Annotated in this window: 17 protein-coding genes and 1 pseudogene; 11 read left to right on the top strand and 7 right to left on the bottom strand. The window is 72.9% G+C overall.

Annotated features, from left to right (window positions below; all coding sequences use genetic code 11):
* Window positions 1–37: 37 nt before the first annotated feature.
* The gene (locus tag AC6JBM_RS10255) at window positions 38–2251 is read right to left on the bottom strand and encodes a DUF4832 domain-containing protein (RefSeq protein ID WP_497983359.1); all 2214 of its coding nucleotides are present in this window, start codon (window positions 2249–2251) and stop codon (window positions 38–40) included.
* Window positions 2251–4587, bottom strand: a complete 2337-nt coding sequence (locus AC6JBM_RS10250; RefSeq protein ID WP_497983358.1) for a fibronectin type III domain-containing protein — start codon at window positions 4585–4587, stop codon at window positions 2251–2253. The genes AC6JBM_RS10255 and AC6JBM_RS10250 overlap by 1 nt, the downstream gene beginning before the upstream one ends.
* 169 nt (window positions 4588–4756) lie before the next feature.
* Between AC6JBM_RS10250 and AC6JBM_RS10245 the strand changes: the two genes are divergently transcribed.
* From AC6JBM_RS10245 to AC6JBM_RS10225, 5 genes are read left to right on the top strand one after another with little or no spacing between them, the layout of a single operon-like run.
* Window positions 4757–5692, top strand: a complete 936-nt coding sequence (locus AC6JBM_RS10245) for a carbohydrate ABC transporter permease (RefSeq protein WP_497983357.1) — start codon at window positions 4757–4759, stop codon at window positions 5690–5692.
* 10 nt (window positions 5693–5702) lie between these two features.
* Entirely contained in the window at window positions 5703–6584 is an 882-nt protein-coding gene (locus AC6JBM_RS10240) for a carbohydrate ABC transporter permease (RefSeq protein WP_497983356.1), read from the top strand.
* Window positions 6585–6601: 17 nt separating this feature from the next.
* Window positions 6602–7942: an ABC transporter substrate-binding protein gene (locus tag AC6JBM_RS10235; protein ID WP_497983355.1), complete on the top strand. Its 1341-nt coding sequence runs from the start codon at window positions 6602–6604 to the stop codon at window positions 7940–7942.
* A gap of 29 nt (window positions 7943–7971) precedes the next feature.
* Complete coding sequence (locus AC6JBM_RS10230) at window positions 7972–9459, top strand: glycoside hydrolase family 36 protein (RefSeq protein WP_497983354.1); 1488 nt, start codon at window positions 7972–7974, stop codon at window positions 9457–9459.
* Window positions 9456–9791, top strand: a complete 336-nt coding sequence (locus AC6JBM_RS10225; RefSeq protein WP_497983353.1) for a DeoR family transcriptional regulator — start codon at window positions 9456–9458, stop codon at window positions 9789–9791. The genes AC6JBM_RS10230 and AC6JBM_RS10225 overlap by 4 nt, the downstream gene beginning before the upstream one ends.
* 23 nt (window positions 9792–9814) lie before the next feature.
* Here AC6JBM_RS10225 and gad read toward each other — a convergent pair whose 3' ends face one another.
* Window positions 9815–11179 carry a glutamate decarboxylase gene (gad, locus tag AC6JBM_RS10220; protein ID WP_497983352.1) on the bottom strand — a complete coding sequence of 455 codons (1365 nt, stop codon included), beginning with the start codon at window positions 11177–11179 and terminating at the stop codon, window positions 9815–9817.
* An 82-nt stretch (window positions 11180–11261) separates the two neighbouring features.
* A complete protein-coding gene (locus AC6JBM_RS10215) occupies window positions 11262–11819 on the bottom strand; it encodes a cysteine hydrolase family protein (protein WP_497983351.1) in 558 nt (185 codons plus the stop codon).
* 77 nt (window positions 11820–11896) lie between these two features.
* Here AC6JBM_RS10215 and AC6JBM_RS10210 point away from each other — a divergent pair, with 77 nt between their 5' ends.
* Window positions 11897–12478: a TetR/AcrR family transcriptional regulator gene (locus tag AC6JBM_RS10210; protein WP_497983350.1), complete on the top strand. Its 582-nt coding sequence runs from the start codon at window positions 11897–11899 to the stop codon at window positions 12476–12478.
* 37 nt (window positions 12479–12515) lie between these two features.
* On the opposite strand, the gene AC6JBM_RS10205 is transcribed toward AC6JBM_RS10210, so the two are convergent.
* The gene (locus tag AC6JBM_RS10205) at window positions 12516–12854 is read right to left on the bottom strand and encodes an Imm51 family immunity protein (protein WP_497983349.1); all 339 of its coding nucleotides are present in this window, start codon (window positions 12852–12854) and stop codon (window positions 12516–12518) included.
* 122 nt (window positions 12855–12976) lie between these two features.
* Between AC6JBM_RS10205 and AC6JBM_RS10200 the strand changes: the two genes are divergently transcribed.
* A complete protein-coding gene (locus AC6JBM_RS10200; protein ID WP_497986438.1) occupies window positions 12977–15673 on the top strand; it encodes an ATP-binding protein in 2697 nt (898 codons plus the stop codon).
* Between the two features lie 3 nt (window positions 15674–15676).
* Here AC6JBM_RS10200 and AC6JBM_RS10195 read toward each other — a convergent pair whose 3' ends face one another.
* On the bottom strand, window positions 15677–16201 hold the full coding sequence (locus AC6JBM_RS10195) for a cupin domain-containing protein (RefSeq protein WP_497983348.1): 525 nt from the start codon (window positions 16199–16201) through the stop codon (window positions 15677–15679).
* A 158-nt stretch (window positions 16202–16359) separates the two neighbouring features.
* Between AC6JBM_RS10195 and AC6JBM_RS10190 the strand changes: the two genes are divergently transcribed.
* From AC6JBM_RS10190 to AC6JBM_RS10175, 4 genes and pseudogenes are all read left to right on the top strand, one after another.
* Window positions 16360–17307 (top strand): alpha/beta fold hydrolase, encoded by a 948-nt coding sequence (locus tag AC6JBM_RS10190; protein WP_497983347.1) that lies wholly within the window; start codon window positions 16360–16362, stop codon window positions 17305–17307.
* 5 nt (window positions 17308–17312) lie between these two features.
* A pseudogene (locus AC6JBM_RS10185) lies at window positions 17313–17522 on the top strand (AAA family ATPase); the annotation flags it as partial.
* Window positions 17523–17617: 95 nt separating this feature from the next.
* On the top strand, window positions 17618–18484 hold the full coding sequence (locus AC6JBM_RS10180; RefSeq protein WP_497983346.1) for a hypothetical protein: 867 nt from the start codon (window positions 17618–17620) through the stop codon (window positions 18482–18484).
* Window positions 18485–18529: 45 nt separating this feature from the next.
* Window positions 18530–19858, top strand: coding sequence for a LuxR C-terminal-related transcriptional regulator (locus tag AC6JBM_RS10175; protein ID WP_497983345.1), 1329 nt, complete (start codon window positions 18530–18532; stop codon window positions 19856–19858).
* Here the strand turns inward: AC6JBM_RS10175 and AC6JBM_RS10170 are convergent.
* Window positions 19844–22546 carry an ATP-binding protein gene (locus AC6JBM_RS10170; protein WP_497983344.1) on the bottom strand — a complete coding sequence of 901 codons (2703 nt, stop codon included), beginning with the start codon at window positions 22544–22546 and terminating at the stop codon, window positions 19844–19846. The genes AC6JBM_RS10175 and AC6JBM_RS10170 overlap by 15 nt on opposite strands.
* Window positions 22547–22601: the final 55 nt, after the last annotated feature.

Here is a 22601-nt window from a genome sequence, read left to right as displayed (position 1 = left end):
CTCCGCTCGCCAATATTGCTATGAACTTTACAAAGTACTATTGGAAGCTGATGCTGTCGACGGTGACCGTGCCGCTGCCTCCGTACCAGAACCCGAGCGCGAGCTGAGACGGGCTCGCGCGGTTGATGCCGTTGGCGGCCATCGGCACCTTGATGTCCTGGTACGCCGTGGTGATCGCCGGGTGTCCGCCGCCGTCGAGGACGAAGTCGCCGAAGACCTTGGTCGCACCGCCGAGCGCCAGGCTGAAGTGTGTCTGCTCGCCACCGGTCGCGCCCTTGATCCGCACGACGAGGTAGGTGTAGCCGGACACGTCCTGCCCGACGTCGGAGCCGAACCAGCCGCAGTTGTTGTACTGCAGCGCGAGCGCCCCGCCGGAGACCACGCCGTTGCCGCCGCCGTTGAGGAAGCAGTTGCCGCCGGTCCACCGCCCGAGGTCGTTCTTGGCCGCGGCCGGGTACGCCGGGGTGCCGTCGAAGTCGTCGAGCACCAGCCCCACGGGTGGCGGGTTGGTGGGACCGCTCACGGTGACGTTCACGGTGTTGCTCGCCGGTGAGTCGTACCCGGCCGCGTCCCGGGCGGTCACGGTGTAGCTGTGCGTCCCGGCCGGCACGTTGGTGTCCGTGTACGTCGTGCCGGCCGGCGACGCCAGCAAGGTACCGTCGCGATAGAGCCGGTAGCCCGTGACGCCGACGTTGTCCGTCGCGCCCGCCCAGGACAGCGGCACCGACTGACCGCTCACGGCGCCCGCGGACAGGGTGGGTGCGGTGGGCGGCGTGCAGTCGCCCGTGCACGCACCGACACTCACAGAAGAAGCGAGCACGTTGTAACCCTTGGCCGCGTCCCACGTGCCCGTGTTCGCCAGCCGGACCGAGTACGAAGCAAGAGCACGCAACCCAGCAGCCTGGTCGGGCAGCCACAGGGCCAGCTTGTACGTCCCGGAGACCATCGCCGGCAGGGTCACGGTCTGGGTGGGAACGGTCACGGCCCCGGACTTCCAGGTGCGCGGGTCGAGGCCGGTGAGCTGCACGTTGTACCGGTTGGTGCCGTTGTCGAACACGAGGTACACCGGGCGCGGTTTGATGATGCCGGCGTAACCGTCGTTGAACAGGTGCGCCGAGAACGTGAAGCCGGAGCCGGGCGCGGCCTGGTTGGTGAAGGTCGCGTCGGCCAGCCGCAGCCGGTAGCCCAGCTTGCGCTTGATCCGGGTGAACAGGGTCTCGGCCGGGTCGACCCCGGACGCGGCCATGTTCGCGTTCTTCCAGAGGTCGGTGTTGACGGCCGCGTAGTCCTCGTTGATCTCGGTCCAGTGCTGGTGGCTCAGCTCGTACTGCGCGTTCACGCCGGCCGAGTCGTTGCCGCCGCTGGCGTTGCAGGTCTCGCCGCCGACGATCTTGTTGCCGCCGGTGGAGGTGGCGTAGTCGTACACCCACTGCTTCTTCGTGGACACGTCGAACCAGCCCAGCCACGAGTTCTGGTCGTACGTGCCCATGTCGGCCGAGTCGGCGAGGAAGCAGTCGTCGTGGAAGCCGAGCCGGTCGAGGTCCTGCGTCGTCATGGTCGCGCCGTGGGCGAACTCGTAGTTGAAGATCGGGTACCGGATGGCGATCGGCATCGAGGCCGGGGTACTGCTGAGGAGCTTCTTCACCAGTGCGGCGCGGACCGGCGCCTGGTTCTGGTCCGATGCGGCGGTGTAGGGGCTCTCGTGCCACTCGCCCCACGCGCCGAAGAAGCCGGCCTCGAGGTGCATGATGACGTCGGCGTTGGCGGTCAGGACCGGGGCGAGCTGGTCGATGTGCCGCTCCATCTGCGGCTCGGTGACCGCGGAGTAGCCGTCCCACACGTAGGCGACCCGCAGGACGATCTTCAGCCCCTGCGCCCGGATCGCGGCCAGGCCGGTCCCCAGGTTGTCCAGCAGCGGCTGCGGCAGGTCGGTCGTCTGGTACTTGTCGAGGTGGACGTAGGAGTGGATGAGCGTGTCGCCGTCCGCCTTGGCCCGCGCGAACGTGCGGTCGAGCATGTCCGGGTTGAAGCCGGGGATGGTGTTGCTCGCGTAGTCGTTGACGGACGGGTCGTTGATGATCTCGTAGCGGTTGTGGAAGCCGCGTTCCGGGTTGGTGAACACCGTGCCGAAGTCGCCGGTGTACGTGGCGGTCGTGGTGGCGGCCGCGGCCGTGTTGGCCGGGCCGAGCAGGGAGAGGGCCAGGGCGGCCGCCGCCACGGCGGCCGCCCGGACTCGAAGGGTGCGTGACATCAGTTGCTGAAGGAGAAGCTGTCGATGGAGATGGAGCTGTTGCCGCCGAACCAGAAGCCCATCGCGAGCTGGGCCGGGCTGGTGCGGCTGATCCCGTTGGCGACCATCGGGATCTTGATGTCCTGGTAGGCGGTGGTGATGACCGGGTGGCCGCCGCCGTCCAGCGTGTAGTCCCCGAAGACCTTGGTGGTCCCGCCGAGGCCCAGGTTGAAGTGCGTCTGCTCGCCGCCGCTGCTGCCCTTGATCCGCACGACGAGGTAGGTGTACTGCGAGACGTCCTGGTTGACGTCGGAGCCGAACCAGCCGCAGTTGTTGTACTGCAGCGTCAGCGCCCCGCCGGAGACGACGCCGCTGCCGCCCCCGTTGAGGAAGCAGTTGCCGCCGGTCCACTTGCCGAGGTCGTTCTGGGCCGCGGACGGGTAGGCCGGGGTGCCGTTGTAGTCGTCCAGCACCAGGCCGGTCGGCGTGCTCGTCGCCGAGGTCGTCACGGTGATCGACGAGGAGTCCGCCGACGTGTTGCCCGCGGCGTCGTAGGCCCGGACCGTGTAGGTGTAGGCCGTGGACGCGTTCAGGCCGCTGTCCGTGTAGGAGGTCGTGGTCGCGGTGCCGACCTGGGTGCCGCCGCGCAGCACCTTGTAGCCGGCCACGCCCACGTTGTCGGTCGAGGCGTTCCAGCTCAGCGACACGCTGCTCGACGTCTTCGCGGGCGAGGTGAGGCCGGTCGGGGTCGAGGGCGGCGTGGTGTCGCCCCCGGTGGAGCCGCCGACGCCGATCGAGCCCAGCCCGAGCCACCCGTCGGCATTCTGGGTGGCGTTGCCGAACCGGAGCTTCTTCGCGGCCGGACTCAGCGCCTCGAGCGGGTTCTTGACCCGCATGACGAGCTGGTACGAGCCGTTGGCGACGCCGGCGAGGCTGACGTTGGACTGGAAGTACTGCGGGTAGCCGAAGTCGCGGTAGGTCGGGTCGGCGCCCACGTTCCAGTCGGGGAACGCGCGGATCTTCAGGGGCTGGACCGTGCGCAGGTCCCAGGGGGTGTCCCAGGTCTTCACGACGGCGCCCGAGGCGTCCTTGAGGCCGAGCGAGACGGTCCACGGGTAGTAGAACGGGGCCACGCCGTTGTTGGCGAGCGTGACGCCGACGGTGGCGCTGCCGCTGACGCTGTTGGCGTAGTAGGCGTGCGTCGCGGACAGGTCGTAGCCCATGAGCCGCACGGCCGCGGCCACGTTCGGGTCCGTGGACGAGTAGCTCTGGCTGGTCTGGTTGATCTTCCAGGTGGTGTGCTCGAGCTCGATGCAGGCCTTCATGTTGTCGACCTGGCCGGAGCCGCCGGGCCACGACGTGAACGCGGAGCTCTGGATCTCCGGGCGCACCTCGCCGCCCATGGAGTCGGTGACCCACTTGTTCTCCACGCCCATGTTCAGCGCGCGCTGGAGCTGGGAGTAGTCGGCGCCGCCGAGCGACTGGGGCAGGGTGACGCCCTTGAGCGGCGAGCCCTCCATGTAGCAGAACGAGTCGTCGTGGTAGCCGATGTCGCGGGCGTTGGCGGCGCCGCCGGCCGAGTCCGGGTAGCGGATCTCGAGCTTGGTGGTGTTGAACGCGTTGTCGAACGCGGCGACGATCTGGGCCGCGTGCGCGTCGGTCGGCATCAGGTTGGGGTAGCCGTCGGCGGTGTCGGTGTCGAACGGCCACGTGTGCCACTCGCCCCACAGGCCCACGAGGCCGAGGTTGATGAAGCCGATGCGCGGGTCGCCGTCGTAGCGGGCGCCGAACGCGTTGATGAAGTTGGTGACGGCGGTGAGCAGGTAGGCGCTGTCGTAGTCGGGGCTGACGGTGCCCCAGAACGTGTTGTTGCGGTAGGTCACGTGCCCGTCGAAGCAGTGCGGGATCGCGTTGCCGGGGTGGCTGCCGGTGCCGCCCGGGTACTCCATGTAGAAGCGGATGGCGGCCTGGTTGCCGTAGGAAGCGATCTCGTTCAGCGCGTTGTCCACAATGGACCAGTTGTACGTCGAGCAGTCGGTCGCGCTGGTCATCACCTCGGACAGGCCGAAGTAGCTCCACGCCAGGGACCTCGGGTAGCCCGAGTTCTGGTTGTCGCCGGGGAAGTAGAAGCGGGCGAAGCCCTTGAGCGGGTTGTCCAGCGGGCTCGGGGCGGCGGTGAGCGGGTGGTCGGTCAGGCCGGGGCTCGGCGCGGCCGGCGGGGCCGGGCGCGCGGGGACACCGGCGGGCACCGCGGTGAACGCGGCCGCGTTGTGCGGCGCGAACACGAGCACGGCACTGGCGGCGACCGTGCAGAGTGCGACGGCGCGGGCGAGGCGCCGCCGCAGGGTTGTGCGCATGGATGGACCTCCGGAATCAGGGGTGCGGAGTCTCCTCGTTCGCCATATCGATACGAGGAGGTGTTGACAAACTTTCCATGAGCTTCATCATTATTAGCGGCCACACACCCCCCGCCGCAAGACGCCAAATCTAGAAGATCTTCGATCGATTGGAGGTCGGATCGTGACGATGAGCAACACCGTTGCGGTGCCCGCCGCCACGGTGCCGGATGCCGAGAAGAGCCCCGGGCCCCGCCGGGCCCGCGACGACCGCTGGGTCGCCTGGCTGTTCCTCGCGCCGGTGCTGCTCGGCTTCGCGGTGTTCTACCTGTACCCGACCGTCCGCGGCGTCTGGTACTCCGTCACCGACTACAGCCTGCTCAACACCCCGAACTTCGTCGGCGCCGACAACTACAGCGAGCTCGTCAGCGACGGGCAGTTCTGGAACTCACTGAAGGTCACCGCCTACTACGTCGTGCTCAACATCGGCTCACAGACCGTGCTCGCGCTCGGCCTGGCCGCGCTCATGCACCGGCTCACCGGCTCGGTCGTCGTGCGCGCCACGATGCTGCTGCCGTGGCTGGTGCCGAACGTGACCGTCGGCCTGCTGTGGATGTGGCTGCTCGACTCGAACCTCGGCTTCGTCAACCACCTGCTCGGGATGGTCGGCGTGGACAACCGCGCCTACCTGAACTCGCCGGACTGGGCCATGCCGTCGGTCGCGCTCATCAACACGTGGGCCTACACCGGGTACACCGCGCTGCTGCTCTACGCCGGGATGCTGCAGATCCCGCCGCACCTCTACGAGAGCGCGGCCCTGGACGGCGCCGGCGAGCTGCGGATGTTCCGGCGGATCACGCTGCCCCTGCTGCGCCCGATCCTCGCCCTGGTGCTCGTGGTCTCGCTGATCGGCTCGTTCCAGATCTTCGACACCGTCGCGGTCACCACCAAGGGCGGCCCGGTCGGCGCGACCCGGGTCATCTACTTCTACATCTACCAGCAGGCCTTCACGTACTTCCACATGGGCTACGCCGCCGCGGCCGCGATGGTGCTCGTGGTGATCCTCGGCGTGCTGACCGCGGTGCAGATGCGGCTGCTGCGCGCATCCCGCTCGGACCTGACCTGAGAGGCCTGCCATGACCCGCCGCTTTTCGCCCGGCAAGGTGCTGGCCTGGCTCGTGCTGGCCGCGTTCCTCGCGCTCACGATCGCGCCGTTCTACTGGATGATCCGCACGGCGATCACCCCCGCCGCCGACATCTACACCGACAGCACCGCCATCGTGCCGTCCCACCCGACGATGATCAATTTCTGGCGGGTGCTCGGCCTCGTCGACCCGCAGACCGCGCGCGAGGCCGGGGGCTCGGGGGCGCAGATCAACTTTCTGCGGTACACCCTGAACTCCATCATCTACTGCGCGCTCATCGCCGGCGTGCAGACGTTCTGCTGCGCCATGGCCGGGTACGCCTTCGCCCGCCTGCGCTTCCCCGGCCGCGACCTGGTCTTCGGGATCATCGTCGCGGCGCTGATGGTCCCGCCCATCTTCACGCTGCTGCCCAACTTCACGCTCGTGAAGACCATCGGCGCCATGGACACGTTCCTCGGCATGGTCGCCCCCAACCTGCTCATGACCCCGTTCGCGGTGTTCTTCCTCCGCCAGTTCTTCCTGTCCATCCCGCGCGAGGTGGAGGAGGCGGCGATCATCGACGGGGCCGGCCGGTGGGGCGTCTTCTGGCGGGTCATCGTGCCCATGAGCCGCGGGCCGCTCATCACCATCGCCCTCACGACGTCGGTGTGGGCGTGGAAGGACTTCCTGTGGCCGCTGCTCGTCGGCCGCGGGGAGCAGACCCGGGTGCTCACCGTGGCCCTCGGGGTGTTCCTCCAGCAATCCCCCAACACCCAGCCGGACTGGACGGGGCTCATGGCCGCCTCCACGCTGTCCGTCCTGCCGGTCCTCGCCCTGCTCATCTTCCTGGGCAAGCGGCTGGTGCAGTCCCTCAACTTCACCGGCATCAAGTAACCGAAGGGAATCCCCCAATGCGCAGACGCTCCCGCACGGCGGCGCTCGTCACCGCCGCGGCGCTCGCCTTACCGCTGCTGCACGCGTGCTCGAACTCCTCGGGCGACGACACCGGCGGCAAGGTCACCCTCGAGTACTGGCTGTGGGACGACAAGCAGCAGCCCGCCTACCAGGCGTGCGCCGACGAGTTCACCAAGGCCAACCCGAACATCACCGTCAAGATCTCGCAGACCGCGTGGGCGCAGTACTGGCAGAACCTGACCACCCAGCTCGCCAGCGGCAGCGCGCCCGACGTGTGGACCGACCACGCGTCGTACTACCCGCAGTTCGTGTCCAGCAACCAGATCCTCGACATCCAGCCGTTCGTCGACAAGGACAAGGTCGACCTCAGCCAGTACCAGGCCGGGTTGGCTGATCTGTTCGTCAAGGACGGCAAGCGCTACGGGCTGCCGAAGGACTGGGACACCATGGCCCTGGTCTACAACACCAAGTTCGTCACCGACGCGACCGGCCTGGACAAGCTCACCTGGAACCCGGCCGACGGCGGCACCTTCGAGCAGGCGATCGCCAAGGCGACCGTCGACGCCAACGGCAAGAACGGGCTGGACCCGGCCTTCGACAAGACCAAGGTGAAGGTGTACGGCTTCCTGCCCGAATGGGCCGACGGCTCCCAGGGCCAGAACGGCTGGGGCGACCTCGCGGTCTCCAACGGGTTCACGTATCTCGACAAGAACCCGTGGGGCACCAAGTACAAGTACGACGACCCCAAGCTCGCCGAGACCATCGCCTGGTTCAAGCACCTCATCGACGCCGGCTACGCGCCGAAGTTCGACAAGCAGTCCACCCTCGGCCGCGACGCCGTGATGGACGCCGGGCAGGCCGCCTTCACCATCGTCGGCTCCTGGACGATCAGCTCCTACCTCGGCACCGGGGCGAAGCAGCAGTATGCGTTCGCGCCGCTGCCCACCGGCCCGGCCGGGCGCAAGACCGCCATCAACGGCCTCTCCGACGCCATCTACGCCGGCACCAAGCACCCCGAGCAGGCGTGGGCGTGGGTGAAGTTCCTGGGCTCGGCCGCCTGCCAGGACATCGTGGGTGACAAGGCCGTCGTCTTCCCGGCGCTGAAGTCCGGCGCCGACAAGGCCCTCGCCGCCCACAAGGCCGCGGGCCGCGACGTGCACGTGTTCACCGACGAGGCCGCGGCCCCCGGCGGCACCTTCTTCCTGCCGATCACCGACCACGGCAACGAGATCAGCCAGATCGTGCAGGACTCGCTGCAGGGCGTGGTCCTGGGCTCCGCCCAGCCGGCCGACGCCCTGAAGAAGGCCAACGACCAGGTCAACGCGCTCTTCAAGTAGTTCGTGACGCACTTTCGTTAAGGAGAACCATGGCACAGGTCGTCGAGCTCGGCGGTCGTCACTTCGCCCTTCAGCACACCGGCGACGGGACGCCTCGGCCCGTACCAGGCGGCATCCTGCTGCCGCCCGGCCGGATCGCGATCCTGCACGGGCTCGGCGACGCCTCCTTCTACCGGCACGGCCACAACTCGTGGAGCCCGTGCGGCTGGCGGCGGCTCAGCGAGCCGCCGCTGCGCATCCCCAACCCGACCCGGCTGGTGACCGCGGACGACCCCGCGTTCGACGACCCCGGCCGCCACCACGGCTCCGCCGTCGCCGCGCTGCAGGGCGCGGACGGCCGGACCCTGCTGCTGGGCGCGCTGGGGCTGGACACCCCGCGGCTCACCGCCGACCAGGACACGCTCACCGGCTGGTACGCGGGCGGCGGCGCCGAGTGGTTCCTCGCCTACGGGCCCGAGGAGGAGGTGTTCCGCGCCTACACCGACCAGCTCGCCGAGCGCTTCGGCACGGGCCGGCGCAAGGCCGGCAACGTGTGGTGCAGCTGGTACGCGTACTACGAGAACGTCACCGAGGCCCAGCTGACCAAGGACATCGCCGACCTCGCGGGCCTGCCGTTCGACGTGGTGCAGGTCGACGACGGCTGGGAGGAGCGGGTCGGCGACTGGACGCCCAACGCCAAGTTCCCCAGCGGCATGCGCAGCCTCGTCAAGCAGATCACCGAGGCCGGCTTCACCGCCGGGCTGTGGCTGGCCCCGTTCATCGCCCTGCCGACGTCCCGCCTGGCCACCGAGCGGCCCGAGCTGCTGCTGCGCGACGCGTCCGGCCGGCCGGTCGTCGCCGGCTACAACTGGGGCGGCCCGTACTACGCGCTCGACCTCGCCCGCGCCGACGCCCGCGAGCACGTCGCCGGGGTCGTGCGCACCGTCGTGCACGAGTGGGGGTTCAAGTACCTCAAGCTCGACTTCATCAACGCGGCCGCGGCGTATCTGCCGGGCCGGGACCGCGAGCGCGTCTACCGCGAGGCCCTGCACGTGATCCGCGAGGCCGCGGGCGAGGACGTCTACCTGCTCGGCTCCGGCGCGATCCTGCTGCCGTCGCTGGGCCTGCTCGACGGCCTGCGCAGCGGCCCGGACGTGGCCCCGATGTGGGACAACTACGCCTCCGTCGACCCGTCCGACGCCACCGCCCGCAACGCCGTCGTGAACAGCGTGCACCGGCTGTGGCAGTCCCCGCTCGTCGAGGTCGACCCGGACGTCATCTACTTCCGCAGCAAGCTCAACCTGCTCACGCCGCAGCAGCTGCAGTGGTTGCGGGACCTGGCCGACGTGTGCGGCTTCCGGGCCGTGTCGGACCCGCCGGCGTGGCTGACCCCGGCCGAGCTGGAGGAGCTGCGCACCTACCTCGAGGCCTCCCCCGAGATCCGGCGGCTCAGCCGGTACCGGTTCACGCTGGACGGCCGCGAGGTCGACTTCGCGCCCGCGGTCGCCACCGACGGCCAGCTGTACCCGATCTCATGAACACCGCCCAGATGCTGCCGTCCCTGCGCCGCCAGCGGATCCTGGACCTGCTGGCGCGGCGGGAGTACGTCACCGTCGAGGAGATCCGCGACGCGACGGGCGCCTCCACCGCCACGATCCACCGGGACCTGACCCGGCTGGCCGTGAACGGCGCCCTGATCCGGATTCGCGGCGGCGCGACGAGACCGCCGCAGCCGCGCGGCGAGGAGCGCGTCCTCGCCGCGTGCCTGACCCGGGTCCGGCTGGCCCTGGACCGCAAGGACCTGACCACGGTGGAGACCGCCCTGCAGCAGGCCCTGGACGCCTGCACCCGCCTGCGCCGCGCCTCCTGAGCCGCCGGCCGCGTCCGGGAACGTCAGTGGTGGAAGGCGGAGCGCTTCGGGCCGTCGTGCGGCAGCGGCCGGTCCAGGCGCTCGAGGTGCGCCACCGCCTCCCCCATCGACTCCAGGAACTTGCGGCCGAGGTCGTGCGACATGCCGTTGCGCACCACGATGCGCTGCACGGTGGTGTCGGTGAGGTCGTCGGGCATCGGGTACGTGGGGACCAGCCAGCCGTACTGGCGCAGCACGGCGCTCAGGTCGTACAGGTTCCAGTGGCCGGTGTGGCCGGGCCGCATCCGGTAGGCGAACACCGGGATGTCCTCGGCGTCGCTCCACAGCTCGAACGGGCCGAGCCCGGCGATGCCCGCGGCCAGTCCCCGCGCGACGTCCTGGGCGGTGGCGTGCACCTGCCGGAAGCCCTCGTGGCCCAGGCGCAGGAAGGTGTAGTACTGCAGCAGCACCTGCGCCCCGGGGCGGGAGAAGTTCAGGCAGAACGTCGGCATGTCGCCGCCGAGATAGCTGACCCGGAACACCAGCTCCTCCGGCAGCAGCCCGGCATCGCGCCACACCACCCATCCGACGCCCGGGTAGACCAGGCCGTACTTGTGCCCGCTGGCGTTGATGGAGTGCACCCGCGCGACCCGGAAGTCCCAGGGCAGGTCCGGTTGCAGGAACGGCGCGACGAATCCGCCCGAGGCCGCGTCGACGTGGATCGGCACGTCGAGGCCGTGCGTGGCCTGGATCCGGTCCAGCGCGGCGGCGACCTGCTCGACGGGCTCGTACATGCCGGTGTACGTGACCCCGAGGATCACCACCACGCCGATGGTCCGCTCGTCGACGTACCGCTCCAGGTCGTGACCGTCGAGCGTGGGGTGCTCCTCGCTGATCGGCACGAACCGCGGCTCGACCTCCCAGTAGTTCGCGAACTTCTCCCAGCACACCTGCGCCGCCGAGCTGAGCACCAGGTTGGGCCGGTCGGCCGGCCGGCCCTCGGCCCGCCGCCGGGCCTGCCACCGGCGCTTGAACGCCATCCCGGCCAGCATGCACGCCTCCGACGAGCCGACCGTGGAGGTCGCGATGGCCCGGTCCGGGTCGGGGGCCCGCCACAGTCCGGCGAGGATCCGGCCGCACCGGTCCTCGATCTCGGCCGTGGCCGGGTACTCGTCCTTGTCGATCAGGTTCTTCTGGCGCGTCTCGGCGTAGAGCCGATCGGCGGGGCGGTCCATCCACGTCCCGACGAAGGTCGCGAGGTTCAGCCGCGCGTTGCCGTCGAGCATCGCCTCGTCGTGCACGACGTCGTACGCGGACTCCGCGTCCAGGCCCAGCTCCGGCAGGCGTACCGGGGCACTGCCGATGGACGCGCGGGAGGGCACGACCGGGCGGCTTCGGCGACTGGCCATGCGGACAAGCCTGGCCGGGCCGCGGCCGCCGGCCGCCCCTCTCCGCGGGTGAGAACGTGCCGCGCGAGCGGGGAGCCGCCGCTCAGGCCGCCCACTCGGCGACGGTGAGCACCTCGGCCTGGCGCGGGAAGACCTTCTCGACCAGCACCCGGTGCACCTCGGGGTCGTCGTCGAGGCACCCGTCGGCGAGCACCGTGAGCCCGAAGTCCAGGTCGGCGGCCTGCCGCAAGGTGGACAGCACCACCCCGCCGGTCGCGATGCCGGTGAGCACCAGGTGCTCGATCCCGCCGGCCCGCAGGACCACGTCCAGGTCGCTGCCGGCGAAGGCGCTCACCCGGCGCTTGGTCACGACGATGTCCCCGGCGGCGGGGCCGGTGCCGGGCTGGATGTCGGGGTGGATCCGCATGCTCGCGGCCTCGGCGGGCGACTCGGGCGCGCCGGCCAGGCGGCCGAACATGCGGTTGCGCGGGCTGATCTCCGGGCGGCCGGGGCGGAACCCGACCACGACGTAGATCACGGGGAGCCCGCGGGCGTGCGCGGCGTCGATCGCGGTGCGCAGGCGGGGCAGGTAGCCGGGGTCGGGGTAGCGCTCGACGACGGCGCATTGGACGTCCATGACGAGCAGAGCGGTGGTGGCCACGCCGGCCTCCTTCGACAAGTCATCATATGATTACTTGCGCGACCGTAGCCTACGCGGCGCTCGGAGAGGAGATTGCGGTGGCCGAGACCACACCGGGGCGGGTGAGGCGCCGGGATGCGGCGGCGACCCGGCAGGCGCTGCTGGAGGCGGCGGCCCGGCGCTTCACCCGCCTCGGCTACGAGCGCACGACCCTGCGCGACATCGCCGGGGACGTCGGGGTCAACCTGGCGCTGATCAAGCGGTACTTCGGGTCGAAGGAGGGCCTGCTCAAGGCGGCCATGTCCGCGTCACCACGGTTCGGCGGCGACGGCGAGCGGCCCTGGGACCGCACCGCGCTCGCGGACGCGCTGGCCCGCCACCTGTCGAGCGAGGCGTGGCCGGAGTTCGACGAGCACCCGGTGCTGATGCTGCTGCGCGTCTCCGGCGACGCCCAGGTCGACGGCCTGCGCCGCCAGGCCCTGCTCGACTTCGGCCGGAAGGTCCTCGCGGCGGCCGGGCACGAGGGCGACGACCGCCTGCTGGAGGCGGAGCTCGTGGTGGCTTTCGGCGTCGGCATCGCCGTCGTCCGGTCGGCCGTTGGCCTGCAGCCGCTGCGCGACGCGACCGCCGAGCAGCTGCACGGCCCGCTGGCGGCGGTGGTCGACGCGCTGCTGCCCTGACGCGGTCGCCTGCCCTGGCTCAGCCGCCTGCCCTGGTTCAGTCGTCGAACTCGAAGCCGCGCTCGGCGGCCAGGGCCACGACGGCGCGCATCCGGTCGGCGTCGTTGGCCACGCCGGCCATGAGCGCGCCGAGCTGCTCCAGGGCGGAGCGGTCCGTGCCGTAGGCGGCGAACATGCCGCCCTCGGGGTCGTACTTGAGCCGCCCCTCCAGCTCCGGCGCCTCCGTCGCGACGAGCAGCTGCGCGACGCCCTCCCAGAAGTAGCCGTTGGCCTCGTGCCCCAGCTCCTCCACGAGCTCGTCGACGGCGGTCGTCCCGGCGTTGAGCAGCAGCGAGTAGTTGCCCGGGCTCGTCTCGACGATCTTCAGCGGCGTCACGGGCCCAGCATACGGGGAGGGGACACCCGTCACGTGACGTATGCCGGTCGCGCTCCCACGTCCGTAGCGTTCGGCGTGGGCCGGCACCGGGCCGGCTCTCCGACGCAATGGGCGAGGTGACGATGCTCGGCCGTGACGCGGAGCTGGACGTGCTGCGTTCCGTCCTGGCCGAGGTGGACCGGCACGGCGCGGCCGTCGCGGTGCACGGCGAGGCCGGCATCGGCAAGACGACCCTGGTGGAGGAGGTCCGCCGGCTCGCCGCCGCCACCGGGTTCCGCGTCCTGACCTGCGTCGGCGTGCAGAGCGAGACCCGGGTGGGCCTGGCCGGGCTGCACCAGCTGCTGCACGTCGTCGTGGACCGCGTCGACGCGCTGCCCGAGCGGCAGCGGGCGGCCCTGCGCAGCGCGTTCGGCATCGGGCCGGACACCGCGCCGGACCGGCTGCTGATCTCCGTGGCGGTGCTGGGCCTGCTCGAGGAGGTGGCGCAGACCAGGCCGCTGCTGCTGGTCATCGAGGACGTGCAGTGGATGGACCAGCCGACGGTCAACATGATCGGGTTCGTCGCCCGGCGGCTGGCCGAGACCCGGATCGTCCTGCTGACCACGTGCCGGACCGGCGAGCGCGACCCGCTGGCCCCCTTCGGCATGCGGCAGATCCGGCTGGACCGCCTGCCGGACGCCGTCGCGGCCGAGCTGGTGACGGGGCTCAACCCGGCGATGAGCCGCGAGGCCCGGGCCCGGGTGCTGGCCGAGGCGGAGGGCAATCCGCTCGCCCTGGTCGAGCTGACCCGCGGCATCGAGGACCGCGGCCTGCACGACGCCACGATCCTGCCCGACCGGCTGCCGCTGGGCGTCCGGCTGGAGAACATGTTCGCCGGGCAGGTCGACGCCCTGCCCGAGCCGACCCGGGACCTGCTGCTGCTGGCCTCCGTCAACACCGAGTCGTCGCTGACCGAGCTGGCGATGGCCGGGGCGCGGCTCGGCCTGGGCCTGGAGCGGCTCGTCCCGGCCGAGGACGCCGGGCTCGTCCGCTCGGTCGGCCACCGGCTGGAGTTCCGCCACCCGCTGGTCCGGTCGGCCATCTACGGCGCGGCGCCGTTCGCCCGGCGGGTGGCCATGCACCGGGCGCTGGCCGAGGCCCTGGCCGACGACCCGATCCGGGCCGCCTGGCACCGGGCCGCCGCCACCGTCGGCCGCGACGAGCCGGTCGCCGCCGACCTCGAGGCCGCCGCCGAGCGGGACCGGGCCCGCGGCGCGGTCGGCGACGCGATGCGATCCCTGGAGCGGGCCGCCGACCTGTCCCCCGACCCGGACCAGCGCGGCCGCCGGCTCGGCCTGGCCGCCGAGGCCGCCCGCCAGGCCGGGCTCACCTCCGCCGTGGACCGGCTGATCGCCGAGGCGGCCCGGGCCAGCGCCGACCCGGTGCTGCACGCCAACCTCGTGCTCACCCACATCATCATGGCGACCAACGCCAACCTGCCGATACGCGGTCTGGTCGAGACGGTCGCCGTCGGCCGCGCCGCCGTGCCCCACGACCTCGACGTCGGCGCGTCGACGCTGGTGCAGGCCGCGTTCCGGTGCATGACCGACGGCGCCGCGCCGGCCGTCCGGGCGCAGGTCGAGCACGAGATCCGGGCGCTCGGCCTGCCGGCCGCCGACCTGCGGGTCGTCCTGGCCCTGGCCGCCCTGGACCCGGTGCGGCACGCGGCCCTGGTCACCCCGGCGCTGCGGGCGATGGCCGCCCACCTGACCGCGCTGCCCCCGATCGTCGCGGCCGGGATCGGCGAGGCCGCGGAGTCGCTGCAGGTCTGGGACCTGGCCGAGCAGGGCTGGTCGACGGCCGCGGAGGCCTTCCGGCGCGACGGCGCGGTCGCGGACCACGCCATGACGCTGGGCCGGCTCTCGCGGGTGCGGCTGACGGCCGGCCGGCTCTCCGACGCGGTCTCCGACGCCGACCAGTCCGGCCGGCTGGCCGAGGACCTCGACCTGCCGGCGATCGCCGCCCACTCGGCGGTGATCGCCGCGCGGGTGCACGCCTGGCGCGGCGAGCACACCCTGGCCGCGGCGAAGCTCGATCGGTGCCGCGAGCTGGCCCCGGCGCCGCCGGCCATGATCGTCGCCGGCCGGCACTGGGCCGCCGGGCTGTCCGCGCTGGCCGAGGGCCATCACCAGGACGCGCTGCGGGAGCTGGAGGCGGTGCTGGTCCACCCGGAGGCGGGCCTGCTGGTCATCGGCGACCTCGTCGAGGCCGCGGTCCGGGCCCGGGAGACGGGGCGGGCGGCCGGCTGGATCGACGAGGTCGAGGCCGCCGCCCGGGCCCTCGACTCGTCGCTGCTGTGGATGCTCGCGCACCGCTCGCGGGGGCTGCTCACCGACCAGGCCGAGGAGCACTTCAAGCGGGCGCTGGCCGAGCCCGGGATCGCCGGGCACCCGCTGGAGGCGGCCCGGACCCGGCTCGCGTTCGGCGAGTGGCTGCGCCGCAAGCGCCGCATCGGCGAGGCCCGGGACGAGATCACCGCCGCGATGCGGGCGTTCGACGCCGCCGGCGCCAGGCAGTGGGCCGAACGGGCCCGCACCGAGCTGCGCGCCTCCGGGCTGGTCGTGCAGCGGCGCACCGAGAGCCGGCTGGCCCAGCTGACCAGCCAGGAGCTGCAGATCGCCCGCCTGGCCGCCCGGGGGCACACCAACAAGCAGGTCGCCGACCAGCTGTTCCTGTCCCACCGCACGGTCAGCTCGCACCTCTATCGCATCTTCCCGAAGCTCGGCATCACCGGCCGGGCCGAGCTACGCGACGCGCTCGAGGCCATGCCGGCCGAGTGAGCCCTAGAGCGACGGCGGCGGCCCGACCACTCGCAGGCCGAAGCGCTCCGCCGAGGCGATGATCTTGCCGACGTCGAACGCGGCCGGGGCGTCGTCGATGGCGGCGATCGGCGAGCCGTTCTCGGCGAACCACTGCTCGATGCCGGCCGGGCCGTAGCTCACCAGCATCCGGGAGCGGGCCGAGCGCACCAGGTAGCTGTGCGGCACACCGCGCGGGCCGAGCGCCATCGCCCCGGCCTCCAGGTCGAAGGAGCGGTCGCCGACGAAGAAGGTGATCTTCCCGTCGAGGACGTACCACACCTCGTCCTCGCCGTCGTGCACGTGCAGCGGCGGCGCCTGGCCCAGCGGATCGTCGAACTCGAGCTGGCTCAGGTGCCCGTCGGTGCGCTCCCCCGGCACCTTCACGTGCACCCGGCCGCCCAGGAACCAGAACGACGGGCGGCCCTCGAGCGGCTGCAGGTGGTACGGATCCTCCACGGCGCGGTCCCCGATCTTCTCGTCGCCCAGCCGGTCCGGCCGGGCGGTCACGGCGGAGTCTGCGCGGGCCGCGGCCGCCGGGGCATCAGTACGCCGACGGCCGCACCGGTCCCGGGCAGCGGCCGCGACGCCAGTCACATGACTGAAGCGCGCGGGCCGCCGCGTCGACAAACCTCGATCGGAGTCGTCCGTACCATCGAGGAGCATTCATGACCCGACGCCCCCTGACCTTCCTGCTGGCCGTGCTGAGCCTGGTGCTCGCGCTCGGTACCGGCGCCGCCGCCAGCCCACCGCAGCGGCGGGTGCCGGCCGGGTTCACCGAGCAGCGGGCCAAGGTCGGCGCCGTCTCCCTCAACTACGTCCGCGGCGGGCACGGCCCGACGCTGGTACTCATCCACGGCTACCCGCAGACCTGGTACGAATGGCGCGGCCTGCTGCCCGAGCTCGCGAAGCACTACACGGTCATCGCGCCCGATCTGCGCGGCGCCGGGCGCAGCGACGCCCCGGCCGGCGGCTACGACAAGGCGACGATGGCCGCCGACGTGCACGGGCTGCTGGTCGAGCTGGGCCTCGAGCACGACATCCGCATCGTCGGCCACGACATCGGCACGATGGTCGCCTACTCCTACGCGGCCACGTACCGGCGCGACGTGACCCGGCTCGTGCTCAGCGAGGCGCCGATTCCGGACCTCAGCCTGTACAACTTCCCGTCCTTGACCGCCGACGGCCCCGCCGCCTGGAACTTCGGCTTCTTCAGCCTGTCCAACGGCCTGCCCGAGCGCATGGTCAGCGGCCGCGAGGAGCAGTGGGTGGGCGGGTTCATCGACTCGCTCGAGGTGCGCAAGGGCGCCGTCACCGACGCCGACGTGCGGGAGTTCGCCTCGTACCTGCGCGACCCGGCCCACCTGCGGGCCAGCTTCGAGTGGTTCCGGGCGTTCCCGAAGGACATCGACGACAACGCCCGGCTCGGGGAGACGAAGCTCACCGTGCCCGTGCTGGCCATCGGGGCGAGCGGGAGCCTGGGTCACAAGGTTCCCGACCAGGTGCTCGGCTACGCCACAAACGTCACCCCGCTCGTCGTCGCCGACTCCGGCCACTGGATCTACGAGGAGCATCAGGCGGAGCTCATGCGCGCGCTGCTGCGGTTCCTAGACTGAGCCGCATGACGCCGGGCGACATCCTCTTCGGGCGGCGCGACGAGTCGCGCCGCCTCGATGAGCTCCTCGACGGCATCGCCGAGCGCGGTGCGGCCGTCCTGGTGCGCGGGGAGCCTGGCATCGGCAAGTCGGTCCTGCTCGCGGCGGGCGCCCGCGCGGCCGCTGGGCGGGGCCTGCACGTGCTGAGCGCGGTCGGCGTCGAGTCGCAGCCGCAGCTGCCCTTTGCCGGCCTGCGGGCGCTGCTGGAGCCGGTGCTGGCCGGCATCGCGGATCTGCCCGCCCCGCAGCGCGACGGCTCGAGGCCGAGCCGGTGGTGCTGCTGGCCGCGATCCGCGACGGCTTCGACACCCCGTTCGACGCGGCCGGCCTCGCCGAGCTGCGGCTGGAGCGGCTCGACGCCGCGGCGGCGGGCGAGCTGCTGGACGCCTGCGCGCCCGGCCTGCGGCCCGAGTTGCGCCGCCGGCTGCTGCTCGAGGCGGCCGGCAATCCGCTGGCCCTGGTCGAGCTGCCGCTGGCCCCGGTCCCGGCCGGCGCGGGCGCGTTCCCGGCCGCCTGGCTGCCGCTCACCGCCCGGCTGGAGCAGGCGTTCGGGGCCCGGGTGGCCGCCCTGCCCGCCGTCACCCGGACCCTGCTGCTGGTCGCGGCGCTCAACGACACCGACCTGCTGGCCGAGATCCTCGCGGCCGGCAGCATGGTCGCCGGGCGGCGCTGCGGCGCCGAGGACCTGGGACCCGCCGTCGCCGCCTGCCTCGCCGACATCGGACCGGGCGGAGCCCGGCTCCACCTGCGCCACCCGCTCATGCGCTCCGCCCTGCGGCAGCGGGCCGGCGCCGCCGAGCGCTCCGCCGTGCACGCGGCGCTCGTCGACGTCCTGGCCGGGCAGCCCAACCGGCAGGTCTGGCACCGGGCCGCGGCGACGCCCGGCCCGGACGAGGGCATCGCCGCGGACCTCGACGCGGCCGCCGACCGGGCCTACCGCCAGGGCGCGGTCGTGGCGGCGGTCGCGGCCCTGCAGCGCGCGGCCGAGCTGAGCCTCGACCCCCGAGCCGGGATCGCCCGGCGCATCCGGGCCGCCGAGATCGCCTTCGAACTGGGCCGCCAGGACCTCGTCGACCGGCTGCTCGACGCGGTCGAGCCGGCCACCCTGAGCACCGCCGAGCAGGCCCGGCTGGCCTGAGTCCGAGGCGGCTTCCGCGAGCACGCCCATGAGGGCCGGCAGGGCGTGCGCTCCCTGGTCGGCTTCGCCCACAGCGTCCTGGCCGACGGCGACACCGACCTGGCCCTCATGCTGCTCGGCGCGGCCGGCACGGCGGCGTTCTGGAACGATCCGGGGCCGGAGGTCCGCGGCGACGTCGTCGAAGTCGCCGAGCGGATGCCGATCGACCCGGCCGACGCCCGGCTGGTCGGCATCCTCGCCTACACGGCGCCGATCGACCGGGGCGCGGCGGTCATCGACAACCTGTGGCTCTGGGCCCCGGACGCCGGCGGGGATCCGCTGGCCGCCCGGCTGCTCGGCAACGCCGCCGCGGCGGTGGGCGCGTTCGACCTGAGCCTGCAGTTCGCCACGGCCGCCCTCGGCCCGCTGCGGGCCCAGGGCCGGCTCGGCTTCGTCGCCCGGGCACTGATCACCCAGGCCAACGCCGCCGTACAGCTGGCCAACCTCGGCGTGGCCATCCCCGCCGCCGAGGAGGCCGGCCGCCGGGCCGACGAGACCGCCCAGCCGCACCTCGCGGCGCTGGCGCAGGCCACCGAGGCCAAGATCGCGGCCCTGCGTGGCGAAGCCGACCGGCTGGAGCGGCTGGCCGGCGCGGCCGAGCGGCACAGCATGCCCGCCTCCCTCTCCGTCGTCGTGCACGCCCGCGGGCTCGCCGCACTGGCCGGCGGCCGCCCGGCCGACGCCTACGACGCCCTGGCCCGCCTCTACGACCCCGCCGACCCGGCTCACCACGTGATGCACGGCTGCGCCGCGATCGGGGACCTCGCCGAGGCGGCGGCGCGCAGCGGCCGGGCCGAGGCGATCGCCGGCATCATGGCCACGATGGAGCGGCGGGCGCTGCTGACCCCCGCGGACGCGCTGCACAACGGCCTGCGCCACGCCCGCGCCGTCCTGGCCGGCGACGACACCGCCGAGCAGCGCTACGAGGAGGCGCTGCGGGCCGACATCCCGGGCTGGCCCTTCGTACGCGCCCGGGCGCTGCTGGCCTACGGCGAGTGGCTGCGCCGGCAGCGGCGGGTGGCGGAGTCCCGCACGCGGCTGCGCACCGCCCGCGAACTGTTCGACGCGCTGGGCACCAACGCCTGGAGCGACCGGGCCCGCCAGGAGCTGCGCGCGTCGGGCGAGTCCAGCCGCGGCCGGGCCCCCGCCGTGCGCGACCAGCTCACGCCGCAGGAGCTGCAGATCGTCCAGCTGGCCGCCGAGGGCCTGACCAACCGCGAGATCGGGCAGCGGTTGTACCTCTCCCACCGCACGGTCAGCACGGTGCTGCACCGCGTCTTCCCCCGGCTGGGCGTGACGTCCCGCGCCGACCTGAGCCGCCTAGACCTCGCCTGACCCGCCGAGCACACCGCGCAGCGCCGAACGCGTCGCCACCCCCACCTTGGGGAAGATCCGCTGCAGGTGCGTGCTCACGGTCCGGTGCGACAGGTAGAGCCGCTGCCCGATGTCGCGATTCGTCAGGCCGGCCGCGGCGAGTTGCGCGATCTGCAGCTCCTGCGGGGTGAGCAGGTCCTGCACCCCGGGCGCGCGGCTCTGGCTGCGCTCGCCCGACGCCGCCAGCTCGGCCCGGGCCCGGTCGCTCCACGGACCGATGCCCAGCCGGTCGAACTCCTCCCGCGCCGCCCGCAGCCGCGTGCGGGACTCGGCCACTCGCCGCTGCCGGCGCAGCCATTCGCCGTACGCCAGCAGCACCCGCGCCCGCGCGAACGGCCACGCGGTCAGGTCGGCCGCGAGCGCCTCCAGGTAGGGCTCCTCCTCGTCGGCCAGCAGCGCGCGGGCGTGGCGCAGGCCGATGTGCAGCGCCGGCGACGGGATCGCAGCGGCCCGCCGCTCCAGGTCGGCCATCAGGGCCTGCACCTCGCCGGCCGCCCCGCTGCGCACCGCCGCCTCGATGACGTAGCTGGACAGCCCGTAGCACAGCGACAGGTGGTGCGCCGGGTCGGCGGGGTCGTACACCCGGCGCAGATGCTCGTAGGCGTCGGCGTACCGCCCGTCACCCAGCGCGGAAAGCCCGCGGGCCATCTGCGCGCCGGCCAGGATGATCCGCGCCCCGATGGCCAGCCCCTCGCGCTCGACCTCGGCCGCGATCCGCTCGGTCGCGTCGTGGTCACCCCGCAGGGCCGCCGCCGACGCCTGATGGGCCCGCGCCAGCGTTCGCAGGTTCGCCTGCGAGGTCTCCGTCGCCAGCCACACGGCCTCCTCGGCATTCGGGATGGCGTCGGACAACTCGCCCAGATTGACGGTGCACCAGGCCCGGGCCCCGACCAGCCGGGCCAGCGTCGCCAGCCGCCCCTGCGCCCGAGCCGTGACAAGCCCAGGCCCCTGCAGTTGTACCGCCACGTCGTACGCCCCCACCGAAAGCGCCGCATTGCCCAGCTGCCGCGTCAGGGCGGGATCGCCACCGATGCGCTCGAGAGCCACCGGCAGCCGCTCCAGGATGGCCGCACCACGCTCGACCGGCGAGGCGAAGCCCAGCAACCCCAGCAGCCGCGGGTCGTACTCGTCGTCGAAGATCCGCTCCGCGACGGCGATGACGTCCTCGCGCACCTCGGGGCCGGGCTGGGTGAAGTAGCACCGCGAGGCGGCATTGGCCAGCAGCTTCACCGCCAGCTCGCGCCGCCCGGCCCGGGCCACCCCCTCGGCCAGCCGGGCCAGCGTCGTGGTGCCGGTGGCGACCGGGCCGACGCCGTCCTCGAACACCTCGCGGATCGAGCGCAGCCGCACCCGCTGTTCGGCCGACAGCTCACCCTGCCCGGCCCGGATCAGCAGATCGTTGACGGCCGTCCACCGGCCCAGCTCGGCGACCAGGTCCGCGGCCCGCAGCAGCCGCTCGGCCCGCTCGTCCGGGTCCGCGGTCAGCCCGGCCGCCCGTTCCAGCGCGGCCGCCGCCGTCTCGATGCCACCGCGCTGGTACGCCCGGGCCGCCGCCGCCTCCAGATCGGCCGCGACGTCCTCGTCGGGGCCGGGCGCCGCCGACGCCCGATGCCACGGCCGCCGCTCCGGATCGCCGGCCACGACCCCGGCCAGGGCCAGGTGCGCGGCCCGCCGCTCGTCGGGGCTCGCGCGCTGATGGATGGCCGAGCGCATGAGCGGATGCCGGAAGCGGATCGACCCGTCGCTGACCTCGACGAGCTCGGCATCGACCGCGGGCCGCAGATCCTCCTCGACGGTCGCCGGCGCGGCGGCCAGCGCCTCGGCCAGCGCCCGCCCGTCGTTGAGCGCGGCCACCAGCAGCAGCGACCGGGTGGCCGCCGGCAGCCCCGTGACGCGGGCCGCGAACGCCCGCTCCAGCCGCGCCGACAACGACAGCAGGGCGACGACCCCGACCGGCCCCGCGTCGACCACGGCCGGAAGCTCCACCAGCGCGAGCGGATTGCCGGCGGCCTCGTCCAGGACCCGCTCCCGGACCGTAGCCCCCAGCTGCGGCGCCCGCGCCCGCAGCAGCGCCGTCGCGTCGGCCCGGCGCAGCGGCCCGAGCCGGAGCTCGGCCAGCCCCAAATCGTCGAACGGCCCGTGAAACCCATCGCGCGCCGCCACCACCAGAACGATCGGCTCAAACGCAAGCCGCCGGGCAACGAACGCCAGCGCGTCGGCGCTGGCCCGATCGAGCCAGTGCACGTCCTCGACGACGAGCAGCACCGGCTGCTCCGCCGCAAGCTCGCCGAGCAGATCCAGCGTGGCCAGCGCCAGCCGGGACGGGTCCACCGCGGCGACATCGGCCCGCCCGAACGCGGCCAGCAACGCGTCAGGCAGCGGATCGACCTGCCCCAACACCGGCGCCAGCAGCTGGTGCAGCCCGGCAAAGGCCACCTGCGCCTCCGACTCGACACCGGTCGTGCTGAGCACCCGCAGCCCCGCGTCCGCCGCCCGCCCCGCCGTCCAGGCCAGCACGGCCGACTTGCCGATGCCCGCCTCGCCCCGCACCAGCACGGCGCCGCCCTCGGCCCGAACCCGTTCGACCAGCGCGCCCAGCGCCCGCGTGGCCTCCTGACGGCCGAACAGCCCGGCGCCGTGCTCGATCACGGTGTCATCATTCCCGACGGTCTCCCCCCACTCGGCGGGCGATCCCACTCGCCCC

The organism is Dactylosporangium thailandense (genome assembly GCF_059739745.1).
This window is presented reverse-complemented; position numbering and strand designations above follow the sequence as displayed.